The sequence below is a fragment of the Pandoraea sp. XJJ-1 genome (assembly GCF_026802345.1).
Lineage (GTDB): Bacteria > Pseudomonadota > Gammaproteobacteria > Burkholderiales > Burkholderiaceae > Pandoraea > Pandoraea cepalis.
This window is the reverse complement of record NZ_CP113827.1, coordinates 2,335,982-2,356,438: the sequence shown is the minus strand read 5'-3', so window position 1 is coordinate 2,356,438 and position 20,457 is coordinate 2,335,982. Positions and strand designations below refer to the sequence as shown.

The following is a 20,457-nucleotide window of genomic DNA, read 5'->3' as shown; positions in this document are numbered from 1 at the left end:
GGCTGGAACGACCGTGTTACTTCACCGGGGTCAGGATCGGCGCGCCCTGTTTCTTGATCAGGAACACGACAAACTTGGCCGGCCGCGTGGTACTCGCATTCCGCCCCACCGTATGAATGTCGTTGGGGCCTTCGTGGAACGTATCCCCCGCCTTCAGCGTCACCGTTTTGCCCCCCTTGACGCCCATGACAATGCTTCCCTCGAGCACATACACAAACGCTTGCGCGTCGTGACGGTGCACGGGGTCGACTGCGCCCGGCGGATACTCCACAACGATCATCTTGACTTCCTTGCCCGGGTACTCCGGCAACGGCGTCGAACGCAGCGGCACCACCTGCGCCTCGGGCGCGGCCGTGACCGGGCGCACCCCCATCAGGCACAGGCACATCAGCGTTGCGCCGAACAAAACCATTCGTTTCATGACTTCACTCCATCGGGGGCCTTCGTCGGCCCGAAAAATCAGCCTTCGCGCGTTTGGGCGAGCCACTGGTCGAGACCGATACGGCCGATCGTCGCGTCGCCGAGCGGAACAAGCGACAGTTCCTCGACGATGCCGCCGTAGTACCGCGCGTTACGATCCGTCACGACCGGGCGCGCATCGCCCTTCGCGCTCAGATAGCGCGCAATGATCTGCGCCAGCGACGCGCGGTCCGGGCCGGCAATGTCCATCGTGGCGTTACGCGGCGCCGCGAGCGCCACCTGTGCGAGGATCTCGACGATGTCGTCCACAGCGATCGGCTGGAACAGCCCGTCGCCGACGCGCACACTGTCGCCATCCGTGCTGAAATCCGCGATGCCGCCGATGAACTCCATGAACTGCGTGGCGCGCACAATCGTGTATGGCACGCCAGCGGCTTCGATCGCAGCCTCCTGCGCGACCTTGGCCGTGAAATACGCGTTCTCCGGCATGCGGTCGGTACCGACGATCGACAACGCAACATGATGACGCACCCCCGCGGCCACCTCAGCCTTGCCGAGATTGCGAGCCGAGGTGCGGAAGAAGTCCAGCACGGCCTGAGGCTCCCAGGACGGTGCGTTCGTGACATCCACCACGACATCCGCGCCGACGAGCGCGGCATCCAGACCTTCGCCAGTCACGGAGTTGACGCCGGTACGCGGGGACGCGGCGAGCGCCTGATGGCCTGCCTGGCCGAGCCGGGTGACGAGACGTGAGCCGATCAGGCCCGAACCACCGATTACCACGATTTTCATGACAGATTCTCCAAGGGGCAACTGAACGCGCGAGACGCGTACTGAGCGTGGCATCGCGTGGAAGTGTCCTCGCCATGGCATTGCTTAAGGGCAGTATGTAACAATCATGTCGTAACAATAAGGGCCAAAAATCATCGATCCGACTAGTCCAAATCAACTTGGCCCGCCCTCATCCACGAGACACCCATGCCCGCACGAACGCCCTCCCTGGACATTCAGATAGATCGCCAGCGACCGCAGCCGATCTATCTGCAGATTTGCGAGCGTTTCAGGACGGCGATTGCCGCGGGGCATCTGCGTCCTGGAGATCGCGTGCCGGCACTTCGCAGCCTCTGCGCGCAGTTGAATACCGCCCGCGGCACCGTCGAACTGGCCTATACGATCCTTGTCGACGAGGGTTATCTGCAGATGCGCGGCGCGGCCGGCACGTTTGTTTCCCCGTCGCTGCCGCCGTCAATCGTGCATTCGACTTACGGAACAGGTCACCAAACACCGCAAGGTGTGCCGCACACGGAACGAACGAACGTGGAACGCGCCGACCCAGCGAAATCGTCAACCGCGTCACCGAGTCGACCGGCACCGCCCCACGTGTCCATCACTGTCGCAATGAGCGGCGAGCCACGACCGTTGCAGGCCGGGCAACCGGCGCTCGACGCGTTTCCCCGCAAGATATGGAGTCGACTGGTTTCGCTTCGTGTGCGCAGCGGCGATCGCGCGATGCTCTCGTGCCCGGATCCGATGGGCTACCGGCCGCTTCGAGAACGCATTGCCACCTATCTGGGTCTGTCTCGCGGTGTCACGTGTCTGCCCGAGCAAGTGTTCGTGACCGGCGGCTACCGCGCGACGCTTGAACTCGTGTTGCGCAGTCTCGCGAAACCGAACGATCGCGTGTGGTTCGAAGAGCCCGGCTATCTGCTCGCGCGCGATTTTCTGTCCGAGTCCGGCATGCAGTTCGTCCCCGTGCCGGTCGACGATGAGGGGATCGATGTAGAGCGCGGCATACAACTGGACCCGGAAGCGCGCTTCGCCCTGGTCACGCCATCGCACCAGAGCCCGCTGGGTCATACGTTGTCGCTCGCAAGACGCCTGGCACTGCTGAATTGGGCCGAGAAAGCGTCTCGCTGGATCATCGAGGACGATTACGACAGTGAATTCCGATATTCGGGCAGGCCGTTGCCGGCGCTGAAGAGCCTCGATCGGCACGATCGCGTGATCTATTGCGGCACGCTCAGCAAGCTGATGTTCCCCGGCCTGCGGCTCGCTTACGCGGTGGTGCCGGAGCGTGCCGTGGAGCGCGTCGCGCGGGTGGCGTGCAGCATGAACACCGGCTCTCCAGCGCTATTGCAGGCCGCCGTGGCAGATTTCATGGCGCAAGGCCATTTTGCGCGACATGTGAAGCGAATGCGCACGTTGTACGGACAGCGGCGCGTCTGGATCACACAAGCGCTGACGCAAGCGTTCGGCGAGCGAATGCGTCTGGATTTGCCGCACGGTGGCATTCAGTTCGCGGTGCAATTCCCAGAAGGCCCGCACGGCCCAGTCGACGACGTTGCCGTTGCCGCCCGGGCCAGCGAGGCGGGACTTGCCGTGTTGCCCCTCTCGAGCTGGTATGCGAACGGGCATACACCGCACACGCCGCGCGGCCTCGTGCTTGGCTTCGCGAACGTCGCCGATGCCGGGGAAGCCACTCGTCTCGCGCAGACGTTGCGCGCATGCCTGGACGACTGACTTGCTGACCGACGCTTCGCCAATGCCGACAAATATCAGACACCCCGCGCTACCTGTCTCATGGCCGGCGCACGCGACGCAACACTGACGTTGTCGGCACGCCCGCATGGCTCACGCGACGCTTTTTTCCCGACAGGTTGCCGCGCCCGGACGATAACGTCATCGGCGCGGCCAGCATCGACTGATACGTTGCCGCCAATGCCTCCTGCGCGCTGACCTGCTCGCGCAGCCTCGCCACGACTGCATCCTGCAGTGCCTTCGCGGCCCGCATCGCGTGCTGTGCCTCGGTCATCGCCGCAAGCCCGGTTTCGGCATCCTGCAGTTGACGCTGCACCTGTTTGCGCTCCTGCTGCAGCGACTTGATCGACTCGCGTGCGGCGTCCAGTTCAAGCATCAAGCGGCGTTCATTGGCTTCGGCCCGCTCGCCAAGCCGGGTGCGCTCGACATCCCAATGGGACCGTTGCGCCGCGTGTTCCTCCTGAAGCGCATGCGTACGCTCACGCGCCACCGACAGTGCCTGCCGCGATGCCACCGCATCGGCTTGCGCCTCAATCAACAACGCCTCGGCGCGCCGCGCCTGCGCCTGTGCTTCCTCCCTCGCCTGGCGCGCATCCGCCGCCGTCATCTCGGCAGCGGCAATGCGCTCGTGGAGCACGGCCCGCGCCTGCTCCAGCGCCTCGCGATCCGCTGCCAGCTCGGCTTCGCGCGCGTCCAACACTGCGCGCCGCGCCGCTTCGTCTTCCGCCAGGGCAGCACGCCCCTCGTTCAACGCCAGCGCCCACAGATCGAGCGCGGCACGCGCCACCGATTCCGGCATCGTCACGCCATCCGGTAACCCGGGCGCGGCGGCCGTCGCGCCTTGCAAGCGCGCCCCCAGTCCGGCGAACCACGCATCCAGATAAGGGCTCACGGTATTGGGCGAGCCGCGCCCCAACTGCTGACGAATTCGCTCGATGGTCGGGCGCTGCCCCGCCATCAACAACGTATCGGCCGCCGTCCAGACGTCGTGCGCCGAAATACCTCGCCCGCCTTGCCGCGGCAACGGCGTGGACATGGCGGACGTCGGGGTTTGAGGCGTAGTCATCACGTAGCGCTCCTGAATATCGAGGGCATTGCCAAATAACCCACGATAATGGAAGATTATCGTTAGCTATTTGCTGATTTGATTATATTTAGTACATATTACATATTAAATCATATGTCCGGTAAAAAAATAACACCCACGCGACCGTGGCCGGCCGAATCGGCGCCCAGCGCAGCAATGGGAGGCGCGTCGGCCCTCGGTCTGCCCCCACCGCGAAATCCGGCGACGCTCCATGACGACGCGCTCAATGCGGCACAATCGCTCGCCCGGGAAGGCGACTCGCAGAACACGCGTCAGAGCTATCAATCGGCCATGCGCTACTGGATGGGCTGGTATCGCCTGAGGTACGGGCAGGCGCTCGTCGCGCCGCTGCCGGTCGCCGTGATCGTGCAGTTCGTGGTCGATCATGCGCTGCATCAAGGCAAGCACGGTCTCAGAACCGAGATGCCAGACGCACTCGACGCCGCACTCGTCGCTCAAGGCCTCAAGGCCCGTGTGGGGCCACCGGCGCTCGCCACACTGCTCCACCGGTTGAGCGTCATCGCCAAGCTGCACACGTCGCACCACCTGCCGAACCCGTGCGCGGAACCGGCGGTGCGCGAACTGCTGGCAAAGACGCGTCGCGCCTATGCAAAACGGGGCGTTCGCACGGCAAAAAAAGAGGCACTGACGCGCGAGCCTTTGCGTGCGCTATTGGCAACCTGCGACGACACCCTGCGAGGCAAACGCGATCGCGCGCTATTGCTGTTCGCATGGGCGAGCGGCGGCCGCAGGCGCTCGGAAGTCGTACGGGCGACATGCGAGAACGTGCGGCGCAGCGGACCCGACCATTACGTCTACACGCTCGCTTGGTCGAAGACGAATCAGCAGGGCGCAGACCTGCCCGAGAACGAAAAACCGGTCACGGGTGCGGCGGCCGTGGCGCTCACGGATTGGCTGACGGCGGCGGACATCACGGAAGGGGCGATCTTTCGGCGCGTTCGACGCGGCGGTCACGTGGGCGAACCGCTCTCCGAGGCCGCCGTGCGCGACATCGTGCGCGAGCGATGCGCACTCGCCGGTCTCGAGGGCGACTTCTCCGCCCACTCGCTGCGCGCCGGCTTCGTCACCGAGGCCGCGCTTCAGCAGGTGCCACTGGCCGAAACCATGTCGATGACGGGACATACGAGCGTGGCGACCGTCATCGGCTACTTCAGGCGGGCCGATATGCAGCGCTCGCGCGCCGCCGATCTGATGGGCGCCGAAGATACGGGCGGAACCCACGAAGGCCCCGGCGAACGTGCGGGCCCCAAAGCGTGACCCCGATATCGCGAGCCAATGCCCCCGCCGGTGCTGCGGGTGGTCGACATAAAGATACATTTTAGTGATATCTTTTGTCGCCCCGTGTGTATGCCATAGTGAATCTACTCCCTGCTGCGACGGGTCCGGTTTCCCCCTACCGAACACTCAAAGGTGCAGATCGTCATGTCAAGCTCCACCGTCTCGCAATCCCGCCACCGCGCACTCATAGAACGACTCGGCCTGTCGACGCCGATCGTTCAGGCCCCGATGGCCGGCACGTCCACCCCCGCCCTCGCGGCGGCCGTCTCCAACGCGGGCGGGCTCGGCTCGATCGGTGTCGCCGCGATGAATGCCGACGCCGCTCGCAAGGCCATTCACGATACGCGCACCCTGACGCGCAAGCCGTTCAACGTCAACGTGTTCTGCCATGCGCCCGCCACGCTCGACGCGTCGCGCGACGCCGCCTGGTTGGCGTATCTCGCCCCGGAGTTCGCGCGTTTCGACGCCGCGCCGCCGACCACGCTCGGCGAGATCTACAAGACCTTTGCGGCCGACGACGCCATGTTTGCCATGCTTCTGGAAGAACGCCCGGCCGTGGTCAGCTTCCATTTCGGACTGCCGTCGCAGGAGAGAATCGATGCACTGCACGCCGCGGGCATCGTGCTGTTCGCCTCGGCGACGAACCTGGCGGAAGCCAAGACGATCGAGGCTGCGGGGGTCGACGCTATCGTTGCGCAAGGGTATGAGGCAGGCGGTCATCGTGGCCGCTTTGAAGATCTCGGCGACCGTGTGCCGACCGATGACGAGCAACTGGGCACGCTGGCGCTGGTGCGGCTGATCGTCACACACACGTCGGTGCCGGTGATTGCCGCCGGCGGCATCATGGACGGCGCGGGCATCGCTGCGGCCCTCGCGCTGGGTGCGCAGGCCGCTCAACTCGGGACTGCCTTTGTCCCATGCCCCGAATCGTCGGCCGATGCAGCCTACCGCGAACGGCTGACCGGCGGCGCTGCGCCGCGAACCGCCTTGATTCGTGCGATCTCCGGGCGTCCGGCCCGCGGCTTCGTGAACCGCCTCTATACGCTGGAGCAAGCAGCCGACCGCCCCGACCTGCCCGCCTATCCGGTGACGTATGACGCAGGCAAGGCGATCAACGCCGCCGCCAAGGCCAAGGGCAACAGCGATTACGCGGCCCAGTGGGCCGGTCAGGCGGCACCGCTGGCTCGCGCCATGCCCGCCGCCGACCTCGTGGCCACGCTACGGACCGAACTGCGCGAGACGTTCAACACGCTACGCGAGCTTTCCGCCACCTACTGAGCGAGGTACGCCGGCAAAGGTCAGTGACTGCCGCCGAGATAAGCGGCGCGCACCTTGTCGTCGTTGCGCAGGTTTTCCGCCGGGCCGTGCACGGAAATCTGGCCGTTCTCCAGCACGTAGCCATAGTCGGCCACGGCCAGCGCGGCCGCGGCGAACTGCTCCACGAGCAGCATCGTCACGCCCTCCGACTTCAGGTTGCTGATAATGCGGAAGACCTCGTCGACCAGGATCGGCGCCAGCCCCATCGACGGCTCGTCGAGCAGTACGATATCGGGGCGCAGCATCACCGCGCGGGCCATGGCGAGCATTTGCTGCTCGCCGCCCGACAGCGTGCCGGATAACTGATTACGCCGCTCTTTCAGACGCGGGAACAGGTCCATCGCGCGCTCCAGATCGGCCGCCACATCGCCGCGTGGGCGGCTACCGGTCAGACGCGGAAAGGCACCCAGGCGCAGGTTGTCCATCACCGACATGGTCGAGAACACGCGTCGGCCTTCGGGGGAGTGCGCCAGGCCAAGCTTGGCGATGCGATGCGAGTCGAGTCCGTCGATACGCTTGTCACCCAGCGTGATCTCGCCTGCCGTCGGCTTGATCATGCCGGACACGGCACGCATGGTCGTCGTCTTGCCCGCGCCGTTCGATCCGATGAGTGTGACGACCTGGCCGCTCGGCACATTGATGTCGATGCCGTGCAGCACCTGCACCTTGCCGTAGCCGGCTTGCAGATTACGAATGGAAAGCATAGTGGTTCCGTTTGTCCGTCGTGGCTGCGGCGCAGGGCATCGTCCCCGCCGTGCGCCGCATGCGCGAATGTCGTCAGTGCGCCGTCGATGCGCCGCCCAGATACGCTTCGATCACCTTCGGATCGGCCTGGATCTGCGCCGGCAGGCCCTCGGCGATCTTCTGTCCGAAGTCGAGCACGGAGACCGTCTGGCACGTGCTCATCACCACGTCCATGTGGTGCTCGATCAGGATGACCGTAATACCGTGGTCGCGAATCTTGCGGATGATCGTGAGCAATTCACGAATGTCGGGGGCCGTCAGACCGGCGGCCGGCTCGTCAAGCAACAGCAGACGCGGATCGAGTGCCAGTGCGCGCGCGATTTCGAGCAGACGCTGCTTGCCATACGGCAGGTTGCGCGCCTCCTCGTCGGCGAGCGACGCCAGCCCCACGAAGTCGAGCAGTCGCATCGCCCGGGCCCGTGCCGCCCCTTCCTCGCGCTTGTAACGCGGCAGACGCAGCGATACATCGATCAGCGTCGCGCCGAACGTGTGATGCAAGCCGACGAGCACGTTTTCCAGCGCCGTCATTTCGCCGAACAACTGCACGTTCTGGAACGTACGGGCCACGCCCGAGAGCGCAATATCCGACGACGAGCGCCCCGCAAGCGACTGACCCGCGAACTCGATGCTGCCCGCCGTCGGCACGTAAATGCCCGTGAGCACGTTCATCATCGTGCTCTTGCCCGAGCCGTTCGGGCCGATCAACCCGTGAATGGTGCCGCGCTTCACACTCAGATCCACTTGATTGAGCGCTTTCAGGCCGTCGAACTGCATGAGCAACTGGCGCACGTTGAGCAGTTCGTCGGGACCGCCCGCCGCCGCTGTCAGGACCGGGTCGCGCTCGCCGTCGACCGACTCGTCGATTTGCGTGGCCGAGACGGTCAACGTGCGACGGCGATGCAGAATGCGCGAGCGCACGAAGCCGATGATGCCGTCCGGCAGGTAGTACACGACAAATAGAATCATCAGCCCGAAGATCGTCAGGCGCCAGTCGGTGATGCTGTCGCGCCACCAGGTTACGCCGGCCAGGGCCGCCGTCCCCACGATCGGCACCGCCGCCTTGGCGAGCGAGGTGCGCCCGCGGGCGATGGCGGTCACCGCCACGACGGCGGTCACCGCGGCGATGGCTGTCGCGACGATTCGGAAGGTGCCGATGTCGTCGAGCAATTGCGGCAACAAGACGACGATCGCCGCGCCTAACAACGCGCCGCTGCGCGTCTTGCGCCCGCCCATGATGACGGCGAGCAGGAACAGGATCGTCAGCTCGAAGTTATACGTGTTCGGCGAGATGTACTGCTCCGAGTAGGCGTACAGACTGCCCGCCAGGCCGGCGAATCCGGCGCTGATCACGAACGCATACACCTTGTAGCGATACACCGACACGCCCATGCAGTCCGACGCCACCGGTGAATCCCGCAACGCCTCGAAGGCCCGCCCGAGATGCGACTTGAGAATCCGGTGCGCCACGAGCATGCTCGCCAGCAGCAACGCGGCCACCAGCCAGTAGTACTCGGTCTCATTGATCGGATGCCCCCCGACGAGTGGCTTCGTGAGCGTGATGCCCATGGGCCCGTCGGTCAGGAAATCCATCTCGTTGATGAGAATCTGGATGATGGTGCCGAACGCGAGCGTCACCATCGCCAGATACGGGCCGATGACCCGTAGCGCGGGCAAAGCGAGCACGGCGCCGAACGCGGCCGTAATCAGGATCGAGGCCGGAAGCGCGAGCCAGAGCGTGAGTCCGAGCTTGGTGAAGAACACCCCCGCCACGTAGGCGCCGATGCCGAACAGGCCCGCATGGCCCAGCGACACCTGCCCGGTGTAACCCACGACGATATCCAGCCCGAACAGCAGGATCGCGTAGATCATGATCGTCTCGATCATGTGGATGTAATAAGGATTGCCGATGGCCATCGGAAAACCGAACAGCGCAACGATGCCCACGATGGCAGCCAGCGTCGTGGTCACGCGCAGGCCGCCGAGATCGCGGGCCCCGCGTGCGGTGGAGGTCTGAGCGGTCATGGTTACACCTTCTTGATGGCGGTCTTGCCGAACAGGCCCGCCGGCTTCACGGCCAGCACGAGCAGCAGCAGTACGAGACCCGGCACGTCTTTGTAGCCGGTCGAAATGTAGAACGCGGTCGTCGTCTCCGCGATGCCGAGAATCACGCCACCCACGAGCATGCCCATCCCGCTCGACAGCCCGCCGATGATCGCCACGGCGAACGCCTTGAGCCCGAGCACCGCGCCCATCGTGGCGCCGGTGAGCGTGAGCGGGGCGACGAGCACGCCCGCAAACGCGGCCGCCATGGACGACAGCGCATACGAGAACGTGATGACCAGACTGGTGTTGATGCCCATGAGACCGGCGGCGTCGCGGTCGTTGGACGTGGCCACCACCGCCTTGCCATAAATCGAGCGCCGGTTGAAGAACTCGACGGCGGCCATCATGAGCAGCGCGCCGACCACGACGAGCAGCTCCATCGGCAACACGTTTGCGCCGAACAGGTGGATGGGCGACTCTGGCAGCGGCGAAGGAAACTTGAGATCGTCGCGTCCCCAAACGTTTTCCGCGACGTTACGAAAGATGATGCCCAACGCGATCGTCGACATGATCCAGCCGAACTCCGACTTGATCCGCAAGGCAGGCTTCACGCCGATGCGCTCGACCAGCGCCCCTTGCACGAGACCGAACAGGCAGACGATGGGGATCATCAGCCAGTAATTCAGACCCAGGGTATCGACCAGTGTCAGGCCGACCAGTGCGCCGAGCATCAGCGATTCGCCCTGGCCGAAGTTCAGCGTGCCGGACGTCGCGAACGTCAGTTGGTAACCGAAGGCGATCACGGCGTAGATCATCCCCAGCGCGATACCGCTGTAGATGAGTTGAATCAGGATGGTCATGCGGTCCTCTCTCGCGAGTGCGAGCCTACGAGCGATGCACGGGAGGTATTCGAGACGTGTGCCATGCGCCGGTCCCGAGTGCCGGTGCATGGCCCGGTTGAACAGACGGCGCGCGCGCTGCCCCCGGACACCCCGTTGCCAGGGGCCCGGATCGCAAGCAACGCGCGCCGTTGTTCATCCGTCATGGCTGCAGAGCGCAACCGAAATGCAAGGCGGTGGGAGGGCGAGTTACTTCGCAGCCTTCTCGCGGACCTTGCTGCCCGCCTTCAGATCGCTGTCGTAGGCATACACGACACGGCCGCCCTTCACTTCGCCCATCACCGGAATATTGGCGGTGATGGCGTCGTGATCGTCATGCGTGAACGGGTGATCGTAGGTCGTGACCACGCCGTCGACCGGTGCCTTCAGATCTTCGAGCGCTGCACGTACCTTCGGGCCATCGGTGCTGCCGGCCTGCTTGATGGCCGCAGCCAGCAAGTAGATCGAGTCGTAGCCCTGCGCCGCCGACACCGCCGAGTCAATGCGATTGTTCTTCGGCTTGAACATGGCCAGGTACGCGTCGATGAAGGCCTTGCGCTTCGGCGTGTTGGGTTCCTGAATGAACGTTTGCGGCATGCGGGCACCTTCGCCGTTCGCCCCCGAGTTGTCGATGTAGTTCGACATCGCGAGCGTCCAGCTACCGACCAGCGGCAGCTTCCAGCCGAGCTTGGCCATGCCATTGGCGATCTGCGCCAGTTCCGGGCCAATGCCGTACGTGAGGATGACGTCAGCGCCGGCCTGCTTGGCCTTGAGCAACTGGGCCGTCATGTCGACGTCCTTGATGTTGAACTTCTCTTCGGCCACCGGCTTGATGCCCTTGGCGGCGAGCGCCTTTTCCAGATCCTCGCGGCCAAGCTGGCCGTAGTTGGTCGAGTCCGCGAGAATCGCCGGCTTCTTGAAGCCACGGCGCGTAATCGCCTCTTCCACGATCATCGGCGCCTGGATGCTGTCCTTGGCCGAGTTGCGGAAGACATAGTTATCGGCGTACTGAGGCGGTTTGAATTGCTGGGTGATGACCGTACCCGTCGCCACGTTGTTGAACACCGGAATCTTGGCGTCTTGATAGAAACGCTGCGAGGCAAGCGCCACGCCGGTATTGATGAAGCCGACGGTCGCGACCACCTTTTCCTTGTTGATCAGTTCCTGCGCGACCTGCACGCCGCGCTCGTTCTTCGCTTCTTCGTCGCGCTCGACCAGCACGATCTGGCGGCCCAGCACGCCACCCGACTTGTTGATTTCCGATGCGGCGAGACGCACGCCGTCGCGCATGGAAACGCCCATCGACGACGAGCCGCCGGTGAACGGGCCGGATACGCCAATCTTGATCGGATCGGCCGCCACAGCCATCGAGGCGGACAGGGCAAATGCCACGGCGCCAGCCATGACCTTGAATCGGAATTGCATAAGGGTCTCCTTCGGTGCGATGCGTTTCGATATGACGCTTTTCTGCTGCGATTTCCTGATGTCGCAGGCCCTGCCGTAGAATGCGCGACGCGCGAGTCGACTTCCCCCCGCCGCATCCCCCCGATGTTGTAATTCGTGTCAGGGCGATGCCGTACCGCACGCGTTGAACGACCAAGCTAGCGCGCCGATTATGTGTTCGCTGAGTTTTGCCCGCAAAGGCGGGAATACCCCTACGCTCGCGAGGGTATACGCGCTGCTATCGCCGATTGGCGCGGGTTTCCAAGGGGTTTGACGGCACGCGCCACGGGTGGCGCGTGTCTTGAGATCGGCACGGAGTGCCAAAGAGTTCGACTCGGAGGGCGGGTCGTAAGGCAGGTGTAAGGGATGGCGATTACTCGCCCGGTGCAATCACTTCGCGCGCGCCGTTTCGCCCCATCGGGCTGACGAGTCCAGCCGTTTCCATCTGCTCGATGAGACGGGCGGCGCGGTTGTAGCCGATACGCAATTGCCGCTGCACCGCGGAGATCGAGGCGCGACGGGAATTCAGCACGAATGCCGCCGCGTCGTCGTAGAGCGGATCGGCCTCGGCATCGCCCGACGATTCGCCGAACAGATCGGCGGAAGCGGCCTCGCTCGGGTCGCCCGCGAGGATCGCTTCATCGTAGTCCGGTTCGCCATATTGCTGCCAGTGCTGGACGACGCGATGCACCTCGTCGTCGGCAACGAACGCCCCATGCACACGTTGCGGATACCCCGTGCCCGGCGGCAGGAACAGCATGTCGCCCTGCCCCAGCAACGATTCCGCGCCCATCTGGTCGAGAATCGTGCGCGAATCGATCTTCGACGACACCTGAAAGGCCACCCGCGTCGGGATGTTCGCCTTGATGAGGCCGGTAATGACGTCAACCGAAGGCCGCTGCGTCGCGAGAATCAGGTGAATGCCCGCCGCGCGCGCTTTCTGCGCCAGCCGTGCGATCAGTTCTTCGATCTTCTTGCCCGCCACCATCATGAGATCCGCCAACTCGTCGATGACCACGACGATGAATGGCAGACGGTCCAGCGGCTCCGGTGCGTCCGGGGTGAGCGAGAACGGGTTGCGCACCTTGTCGCCCGCCGCGCGTGCGGCATCGATCTTCTCGTTGTATCCGGCCAGATTGCGCACGCCAAGCGCGGACATCAGCCGGTAACGCTTTTCCATCTCGCCCACGCACCAGTTCAGGGCATGCGCCGCCTGCTTCATGTCGGTCACGACCGGAGCGAGCAAATGCGGAATGCCACCGTAGACGGATAGCTCCAACATCTTCGGATCGATCATGATGAGGCGCACGTCGTCCGGGGTTGCCTTGTAGAGCAACGACAGGATCATCGCGTTGACGGCCACCGACTTGCCCGAGCCGGTCGTGCCCGCCACCAGCAGGTGCGGTGCACGCGCCAGATCGGCCACGACGGGCTCACCCGTGATGTCCTTGCCCATGGCGAGCGCAAGGTGCGAGCGATGGGTGTCGAACACGGGGGCGGTCAGGATTTCAGACAGGCGAATCATTTGCCGCTGCGCGTTGGGCAGTTCCAGTCCCATGCAGGTCTTGCCGGGAATCGTCTCGACCACGCGGATCGACGTCACGCCCAGCGCTCGCGCCAGATCCCGTACGAGTCCGACGACCTGCGCCCCGCGCACCCCCACCGCCGGCTCGACTTCGAAACGCGTGATGACCGGGCCGGCCGACGCGCCCACCACCGTGACCGGCACCTTGAATTCGGCCAGACGCTGCTCGATCAACTGGCTCACGGCCGCGAGCGCTTCGTCCGAAACGACATTGGCGACATCCAGCGACGTCACAGGCGACAGCAGGTCGAGCGACGGCAAGTCGTAATCGATGACGACGCGGGGCGGCGCAAGTTCGTAGGGGGTGTTCCCCGAGAAGCTGGCGGCGCGCGGCTCAGCCGTCGTCGCCATGCCGAACGGCGGTGACGCGGCGAACGCCGGAATGGCAGGCACGGCGGCCGCGGGCGACGGCATGGTGGGCGTCGATGACGAGATGGCGTCGTCGTGCGTCAACGGTGCGTAGGCCGGATGGCCGGGATGGGGAGACGCTTCAGCGCGTGCCCAGGTGCCGTCGGCACGCAAGACATAATGCGGCTTCGACGCTAACGCTTCGGCCTCCAGCGCGTCGGGTACGTCTACGGATGCAGCGTCCTCTGCCCGGTAGCCCGGTTCGTCGCGCGTGGCGTTGTGTGACACATCGAAAGGTACGTCGATCGGCACGTCCTTCGGCACATCGAAAGCTTCGACGCTGGCCAACACATCCGCAAAGACGAACGGACGATGTGGCGTCGAAGCCGCAGGGGCAGAAGGCGAATCGGGTGCGAACGGCGCCGCAGCGGTCATGTCGACGCGCCCGGCGGCCGGTGGCGATGGGTCGGACGCGGCCGACACCGGCATGGCTTTCGCAATGGCGACGGGTTCGATAACGTTCGCCACTTCCATGCTCAAGCGTTCCTCGTCTACCGCGACGCTTTCCCGGCGATCGACGGTGGTCGCCGGATACGCCGATGCCAACGCGGGTGCATCAGTTGCCTGCGCCGTGTCGGATGCTGTCCATTGACGCAAGTCGCGAAGCAACGCTTGCGCCTCGTCGCGCAGCACGGCCAAGGCCTGCACGCGCGCCTGTTCGGCGGCACGCGCGGCCGCTTGTTGGGCCAGCACCTCCGAGGTGGGGGCAGGCGGCAAGGCTTCGAAGACGGGTGCGTCAACGTCCTTCGCCGACAAATCGACGGGCGAAAATGCGGAGACGGCCGCGCAAAGCGGTGAGGCGGCATCGGTCGCGGACCAGGACGCGGCCCCCCGCATCGCAGGCGCCGCCGGGCGAGGCGCGACAGCGCCCGACGCCGCAACGTTGGCCGACGTGTCGACGATCGCCGGCATCCCGGCATCCGCCGGGGACGACGGGACAGGCGGCGCCCCCCGTGGCGGCATTTCTTCAAGCCCGAGCTGCGGCTTGCGGAACGGGCTATGCACGATCGTGCCGCGCAGATGGGCGGGCGCGACGCCCACGGGGCGGCGATATCCCGTCGCCCCAGAAATCGACGTCGAATTCAGCGGATCGGCGGGCATCGGCGGCTTCGCGGGCATGCCTGCCTTGGTTGCCGTGAGCGGCGCAGCAACACTAGAGGGAGCGGTCGACGCAACCGATGTCGCGGTCCTGACCGAAGCCGCAGATAAGGAAGCCCCGCTCGCCCTCGTGGTCGCTGCGGAGGCGACGGTGGCAGCCACGGCGGTCCCTGCACGTCCCACCGAGGCGCCCTTGCCTGTCGGACGAAGTCGCGCGCCATTCGCAAACGACGGCTCGGTGCGCGGCGCACCCGGCACCCTCAACGGCGGCGGTCGCATGGCGTCGAGCCGCGCGCGCTCCTCGTCGGACAACTTCCAGCGCGGCTGTGCCGCCAGACCACGGCGGCGCGGCACCGGGTCTTCCCTCAGGCTACCGACATCGTGATGCCCTTGTCCGAGCGTGGGCGTGAAACGCTCACCACGCTCACCACGCTCACTCGTGTCGAACGACATGTGCGAGAGACCCCGCGCCGGCTCGCGGGCGGCGCCATCGAAACGCGATTCGTAGCCGGGCGCCTCGATATCGTCGTCGGACGATTTGCCGCGCGCGAACATGCCCCACCAAGTGGTGCCGAAGACCAGCGGAAGGGAAAAGAGCAGGACGAAGCTGGCCACGCCCATCGCGAGCGTACCGCCCAACGCGACATGCAAGCCGTGAGACAGGGATTGGCCGACGCTGCCACCCGCGGTGTTGCCCTCCCCGCCCGTCAGCGCGGCGAGCGTGGCACTCGATCCGATCGCGAGCGGTATACCGAGCAGCATGCGCAGCGTGCCGGGGCCGAAGATTCGTATCTCACCGCCAAGCAGACCCCGCACGCCAGGCCAGCACAACGCCAGCAACCAAAACGTCGACAGTCCGAACCAGCCAAACCCCATAATCGCTCGTGCTTCAGGAAAACCCGGAGTGCGATTGTAGCAGGTAGACCACCGTGCGGAGGCCCTCTCGGCAAGGACTTTCGCGCATCGGCTGACGTGGGTGCCGCGCGTGGCAGACGTTACGGCCGACCGTGCGTGCCGGTCGAGCGCCACGTCGGCATGCTGCCGAGACCGGCGCTCTCGCCGCTCGCGTCCGGTACGACCAGACTCAGGTTCCGGCGACGCAGCGCGCGCCAGTCGACTTTGGCGAAGATGTCGTCCCCCAGCGCGCTCGCTTGTGACAGGTTCTCGACGCGCACACCGCGTGCGCGCAAGACCGCCGACGCGTGGCGGAACGACGGCTCGATCAGGCTGGAGAACTCCACGTCCAACCGCGTCGGCGCACGCGTTTGCAGGGTCTCGTAGAACCGTGGCGTCTGCGCGGCGTCGCGCAAGTCGACCCCATGCAGATACACCTCGGTGAAGCCCAGCCACGTCGCCACCTGGAGTGCAAAATACGCGACGGTGCCACCGTGGAAGAAGCCATGGTCGAGATCGAAGCTGTACCCGAGGCGGCCCTGCTCGCCCTGGAACGCCGCGCTTGCCGCGACCTGCGGGTTCGCGCGCAGCGCTTCGGGCGTCCTGGCCGCCTCCATCCCGCGCTTGAAAATATCGTCTACAAGATAGAAGCGGCACCCGAACGCCGACGCCGGGAACGTGTCCAGCAGACGGGCGAGCACGACCGGCGTGACGAACAACACCAGATCGCGCGCCACGACGCGGCGCGCCAGATCCGGACGCTGACGCACGAAACCGGCGTCGAGAATGCAGTAGAAATTGAATTTGACCGGCGCGTGGTCGGTCAGCGCGATGGCCCCATTCACGCCCATGACGTGATGCATCGGCAGCGCTTCATAATCGATATCGGCAACCGATGGGCCGCTGGCGATGATGTGGCACGGCAAGCGGCGCAGGCGCTGCAATTCGGCGCGCCGAACGAGTGGCACCCGGCGCGAGCGCCACGTAAAGCGCTCGATGGCTCCCATGGCATCGCGCTCGATGCGCGCGTGCGGCCAGAGGCGTTCGTTGTGCCGCCACTTCGCTGTATGGCTGTAGCGGTAGACGAGTTTGAGAAGCGTCGAGATCATTGTCGTTGTTCTGGCTAGGTCCTACGGTTGCGCCGCGCGCATCTCGTGAATGTGCGCGTTCCTAACCCCGTTGCATATCGCGTGCCTGTCATTTGCCGGACGCCGATGCGCCGCATTGCATTCCGCGTCATGCCCCACCCACGGATACGGCTCACCGGCGCATGGAGGATGCGCTCCACCACGTCGATGCGTTGATTCTGCCACCCGGCCTTTACCGGGGACAAGATTTATTCCAATTGGAATTCTTACTTCGGGTTACGTTTTGATGACGCCCCGAAAAAAATGACTTGACGCGGAAACGCCCGATTCATGGGGGTTTCCGGCATATTGGGCACTGCGGATCGAGTGCCGGGCGGGAATCGCGCGGGCAATACAGTATTGCGAAAAATACGGATAATTCGCACGACAAATCGTCGACTGATGCGACTTTTATCGGCTAACGGACGCACCTCGCCGACGGACTGTCGAAGCGTCGCGTCGGGAGAATCGAATCAGTGCAATGCCGAGTTGCTGCGATGACGCGGGTAGAACGCATCCCCCAACTCGAGCAGCAAAGATGCCAGTTGGGGATCGCGAACGAAACTGACGGCCGAGTCGGCGGCCAGGATAGCCTCGGGCGTTTGCGGGCGCGCAATCAGAAAGCCCTGAACATAGTCGACCCCCAGTTCCGACAAGGCTTCGAGCGTTGCGGTGTCTTCCACCCACTCCGCGACGCTGCGAATTCCGAGATTCTTCGCCAGCGCCACAATCGCTTCGACGATCGCCAGATTGGCCGGATGCGCCGCCATGCTTTTCACGAACGCGCCGTCGATCTTGATGGCGTCGACCGCCAGATCCTTCAGGTATGAGAAAGAACTGAAGCCCGCACCGAAGTCGTCCAGCGCGATGCGTCCGCCCAGTTGGTGAATCCGATCGACAAAGCGACGCGTATTGTCGAGATCGTGCAGCGCCACGGTTTCCGTGATCTCGATGCACAGCAACCCGACGGCACGCTCATGGGCCGCCAGCGTGGCGAAGATGTCCCGAATGAAATGTTCGTCGTTGAGCGACGCCCCCGACAGATTGACACACACAAACCGTGTTTTTGCGAGACGGTCGCGGTTCAGGTCGATCCAGGCGAGCGTGTTCGTCAGTACCCATTTATCGATCATGCCGATGCTGCCGTTCTCCTCGGCCGCGCTGATGACACGCGAGGCCGGTACGATGTTGCCGTCGGAATCGCGCATGCGCAGCAACACCTCGAAGTTGAGCGACTCGCCGGGCGACGCCATCTCCATGATCGGCTGCATTTCGAGAAACAGCGTGTTGGGCGTGAGTCCGGCGTCGAGCGCATCGATCAACCGCAATTCGGCGAGGCGCTCACGGAATGCCGCCGCCCCGCGCTCATAGACCACCAACTCCCGGCGACTCTTCTTGGCCTCGCGACAGGCGCGGTCGGCCGATGAAATCGCGTCGGGCACCCGCATATCGGCGGTCAGCTCGATGACCCCGGCCGACGCGCGCACCTGAAACGCGCGCTCCCCAATCTGATAAGGCTCGCCGCAAATCGCGTCGACCAGACGGCGCGCCACGGCGGCCGCCTCCTTGATCGTCGCATCGCGAAACACCACGATGAACTCGTCGCCGCCGGTGCGCCCCACGCTCTGATCCGTCGACAAGCGTGCTCGCATCCGATCGCATGCCTGGCGCAACACCTCGTCGCCCGCCGCATGGCCGAAGAGATCGTTGACTAGCTTGAACCGATCCAGATCCAGATAGGCCAATGCCGCCGGCCGGGCGTCGGATAAGGTACGGATGGCCTCGGCCAGCGCCTTTTCGATGCCGCGCCGGTTCGAGACGCCGGTGAGCGGGTCGTTCTCCGCCAGATAGCGCAATTGCTCCATCGTGCGAGCCCGTTCGGTGATGTCCTGCAACGAGCCTTCGATTCGTCCTGCGGAGAAAATAGCCTTGACGAGATAGCGGCTGGTGCGGCCGTCGTCGCGGGGCAGCGAGAGAATTTCGAGTTCCGATTCCTCGCTGTGCTGCGCGACGTCGAGCAGCATGCGCCAGGTGCTCTGGCCGAAGTACTGGTCCCAGCGGAACGTTCGCCCTTCGGTATTGGGAATGCCCAGCATGGTGTGCAACGCCGCGTTGCCACGAACGAAAACACCCTGATCGTCGAGGGTGAACAAGCCGACAGGCGTCACGTCGTAGGCGTTGCGCAGTTCGGTCTGGGCTTCGAGCTTGCCCTGGTGCTCGGCCCGCATCTGCTCGGCAATGGCCAGCGCCGCCATGAGGCTCGAGAACAGCGCCGCGGTCACGCTGTTGAACGCCGTCGCCAACGCGCGCGCATTGAACGCGGCGGCGATCACTTCGGAAAACGTGGCAAACAGGACGATGGACAGCGACGCGCTGTACCACATCGCGACCCGCGAGCGCGTCAGCACGAGAATGCGGGTCAGCAGCACCAGGACGATGGCGATGCCCAGGGCAGCCACAACCCACAGCACGGGGATGAAATGCGCATACGGCAATGCGATGGCCGCGCAGCAGAGCACCACGCCGGCCCATTGCAGCACCATCACCATCCACCGCCAGCCGATGCGGCGCAACTCCCGCTTGAAGAGCTGCGTGAACAGTGAATACGTCAGCACGTAGTAGATGGCGAATGTCGCCTTGCGCACCAGGGCGTCAAGGTCGGTCGGAATGGCGCGTTCCAGCCATTGCGTGTCGGCCCCGAGCGAGTTCGCCGCGAGCCGCAAGTTGCCGATCAGCCACGCCGCGAACAGGACGTAGAGCCATTCCTTGTTGATGATGGCGGTGACGAGCACGAATGCCGAAAGCGTCAACAGACCGCCTTCGAGCAAGCCGTTGCTGCGATGGAACTCGCGTTCGGAGACATTCAGTTCGGACGCCGGCCAGGCGACCAGCGTGAGATGCGCCGGCCCGGAGAATGTGCCCTCGCACAGGAGCGTTACCGGCGCGACGAGTTGCCCGAGATCGATCGCAAAGCCCGCTTTCGACATTCGGATCGCCCCGCGCACGGCGCTGCGGTCCGCGCGTCCGATGGCCGGGGCGTCGGGGTTGCGCCAGCAGATCAGCGTTTGCGCGTGGCGCGAGGGAAATTCGATGACCGTATGTTGGGCAGCGCCCACGGGCGGCACGGTGACCCGGAACCACACCGGCGCCTCGGACAGATGCGTGCTGAACTGCCGAACGGCGGGCGCGCGCTCAAGGACGCCCTGCACCATCGGCGGGCCGAAAGTCGCGGGTACATCGCCTTTCGCCTGAAAGGTCAACGATGTTTCACCCCGCACGGCGTACTGGCTCTCCTGGAACATCAGCACCAGGCCCGAGAGCAGCATGATGGCGGCGGGAACGGCGTACAGCGAAATCGTACGAAAAAGCTCGTCGAGCCGCGCGCTCACGCGCCAACGGCGCCGCGAACCGGAGCGTTCCGCCCACTCGTCGGCGAAATCGGTCGAATTGCGGCTGTAATCGTCACGCTCGTTGCCGAGTTCCCCCGCCATAGAAATCTTAAGCCCTTATCTTATTGGTCGCCCCCGCGAGCTTCGCCGGGCAAGGCGTACCCCTCGGCACGCCCTGCCGGCCGGG

Annotated in this window: 13 protein-coding genes; 3 read left to right on the top strand and 10 right to left on the bottom strand. The window is 64.8% G+C overall.

Going from position 1 to position 20,457, the window contains the following annotated elements:
- Positions 1–16 precede the first annotated feature (16 nt).
- Both OYT13_RS10680 and OYT13_RS10675 read right to left on the bottom strand, forming a co-directional pair.
- Positions 17–421: a cupin domain-containing protein gene (locus tag OYT13_RS10680; protein WP_017234344.1), complete on the bottom strand. Its 405-nt coding sequence runs from the start codon at positions 419–421 to the stop codon at positions 17–19.
- A gap of 38 nt (positions 422–459) precedes the next feature.
- Positions 460–1,212, bottom strand: coding sequence for an SDR family oxidoreductase (locus OYT13_RS10675; protein ID WP_017234343.1), 753 nt, complete (start codon positions 1,210–1,212; stop codon positions 460–462).
- Between the two features lie 186 nt (positions 1,213–1,398).
- Between OYT13_RS10675 and pdxR the strand changes: the two genes are divergently transcribed.
- Entirely contained in the window at positions 1,399–2,940 is a 1,542-nt protein-coding gene (pdxR, locus tag OYT13_RS10670; RefSeq protein WP_268567694.1) for a MocR-like pyridoxine biosynthesis transcription factor PdxR, read from the top strand.
- Between the two features lie 58 nt (positions 2,941–2,998).
- Here the strand turns inward: pdxR and OYT13_RS10665 are convergent, their stop codons facing one another.
- The gene (locus tag OYT13_RS10665) at positions 2,999–4,024 is read right to left on the bottom strand and encodes a DNA-binding protein (protein ID WP_261938653.1); all 1,026 of its coding nucleotides are present in this window, start codon (positions 4,022–4,024) and stop codon (positions 2,999–3,001) included.
- 177 nt (positions 4,025–4,201) lie between these two features.
- Here OYT13_RS10665 and OYT13_RS10660 point away from each other — a divergent pair, with 177 nt between their 5' ends.
- Together OYT13_RS10660 and OYT13_RS10655 are read left to right on the top strand one after the other, a co-directional pair.
- The gene (locus OYT13_RS10660) at positions 4,202–5,323 is read left to right on the top strand and encodes a site-specific integrase (RefSeq protein ID WP_017234340.1); all 1,122 of its coding nucleotides are present in this window, start codon (positions 4,202–4,204) and stop codon (positions 5,321–5,323) included.
- A 165-nt stretch (positions 5,324–5,488) separates the two neighbouring features.
- On the top strand, positions 5,489–6,622 hold the full coding sequence (locus OYT13_RS10655; protein ID WP_268567693.1) for an NAD(P)H-dependent flavin oxidoreductase: 1,134 nt from the start codon (positions 5,489–5,491) through the stop codon (positions 6,620–6,622).
- Between the two features lie 20 nt (positions 6,623–6,642).
- Here the strand turns inward: OYT13_RS10655 and OYT13_RS10650 are convergent, their stop codons facing one another.
- From OYT13_RS10650 to OYT13_RS10620, 7 genes are all read right to left on the bottom strand, one after another.
- On the bottom strand, positions 6,643–7,365 hold the full coding sequence (locus OYT13_RS10650; protein WP_017234338.1) for an ABC transporter ATP-binding protein: 723 nt from the start codon (positions 7,363–7,365) through the stop codon (positions 6,643–6,645).
- 73 nt (positions 7,366–7,438) lie between these two features.
- The gene (locus OYT13_RS10645) at positions 7,439–9,319 is read right to left on the bottom strand and encodes a branched-chain amino acid ABC transporter ATP-binding protein/permease (RefSeq protein ID WP_051060217.1); all 1,881 of its coding nucleotides are present in this window, start codon (positions 9,317–9,319) and stop codon (positions 7,439–7,441) included.
- Between the two features lie 110 nt (positions 9,320–9,429).
- Positions 9,430–10,308 (bottom strand): branched-chain amino acid ABC transporter permease, encoded by an 879-nt coding sequence (locus tag OYT13_RS10640; protein WP_017234336.1) that lies wholly within the window; start codon positions 10,306–10,308, stop codon positions 9,430–9,432.
- A 228-nt stretch (positions 10,309–10,536) separates the two neighbouring features.
- A complete protein-coding gene (locus OYT13_RS10635; RefSeq protein ID WP_268567692.1) occupies positions 10,537–11,751 on the bottom strand; it encodes an ABC transporter substrate-binding protein in 1,215 nt (404 codons plus the stop codon).
- 391 nt (positions 11,752–12,142) lie between these two features.
- Complete coding sequence (locus OYT13_RS10630; RefSeq protein WP_268567691.1) at positions 12,143–15,736, bottom strand: DNA translocase FtsK; 3,594 nt, start codon at positions 15,734–15,736, stop codon at positions 12,143–12,145.
- Positions 15,737–15,855: 119 nt separating this feature from the next.
- Positions 15,856–16,863 (bottom strand): hypothetical protein, encoded by a 1,008-nt coding sequence (locus OYT13_RS10625; protein WP_261938656.1) that lies wholly within the window; start codon positions 16,861–16,863, stop codon positions 15,856–15,858.
- A 491-nt stretch (positions 16,864–17,354) separates the two neighbouring features.
- Positions 17,355–20,372 carry a putative bifunctional diguanylate cyclase/phosphodiesterase gene (locus tag OYT13_RS10620; protein ID WP_268567690.1) on the bottom strand — a complete coding sequence of 1,006 codons (3,018 nt, stop codon included), beginning with the start codon at positions 20,370–20,372 and terminating at the stop codon, positions 17,355–17,357.
- Positions 20,373–20,457: the final 85 nt, after the last annotated feature.

Excerpts from the sequence above, each read along its gene's own strand:
- OYT13_RS10680 (WP_017234344.1), bottom strand. The coding sequence starts at position 421 with ATGAAACGAATGGTTTTGTTCGGCGCAACGCTGATGTGCCTGTGCCTG.
- OYT13_RS10675 (WP_017234343.1), bottom strand. The coding sequence starts at position 1,212 with ATGAAAATCGTGGTAATCGGTGGTTCGGGCCTGATCGGCTCACGTCTC.
- pdxR (WP_268567694.1), top strand. The coding sequence starts at position 1,399 with ATGCCCGCACGAACGCCCTCCCTGGACATTCAGATAGATCGCCAGCGA.
- OYT13_RS10665 (WP_261938653.1), bottom strand. The coding sequence starts at position 4,024 with ATGACTACGCCTCAAACCCCGACGTCCGCCATGTCCACGCCGTTGCCG.
- OYT13_RS10660 (WP_017234340.1), top strand. The coding sequence starts at position 4,202 with ATGGGAGGCGCGTCGGCCCTCGGTCTGCCCCCACCGCGAAATCCGGCG.
- OYT13_RS10655 (WP_268567693.1), top strand. The coding sequence starts at position 5,489 with ATGTCAAGCTCCACCGTCTCGCAATCCCGCCACCGCGCACTCATAGAA.
- OYT13_RS10650 (WP_017234338.1), bottom strand. The coding sequence starts at position 7,365 with ATGCTTTCCATTCGTAATCTGCAAGCCGGCTACGGCAAGGTGCAGGTG.
- OYT13_RS10645 (WP_051060217.1), bottom strand. The coding sequence starts at position 9,319 with ATGGCCATCGGCAATCCTTATTACATCCACATGATCGAGACGATCATG.
- OYT13_RS10640 (WP_017234336.1), bottom strand. The coding sequence starts at position 10,308 with ATGACCATCCTGATTCAACTCATCTACAGCGGTATCGCGCTGGGGATG.
- OYT13_RS10635 (WP_268567692.1), bottom strand. The coding sequence starts at position 11,751 with ATGCAATTCCGATTCAAGGTCATGGCTGGCGCCGTGGCATTTGCCCTG.
- OYT13_RS10630 (WP_268567691.1), bottom strand. The coding sequence starts at position 15,736 with ATGGGGTTTGGCTGGTTCGGACTGTCGACGTTTTGGTTGCTGGCGTTG.
- OYT13_RS10625 (WP_261938656.1), bottom strand. The coding sequence starts at position 16,863 with ATGATCTCGACGCTTCTCAAACTCGTCTACCGCTACAGCCATACAGCG.
- OYT13_RS10620 (WP_268567690.1), bottom strand. The coding sequence starts at position 20,372 with ATGGCGGGGGAACTCGGCAACGAGCGTGACGATTACAGCCGCAATTCG.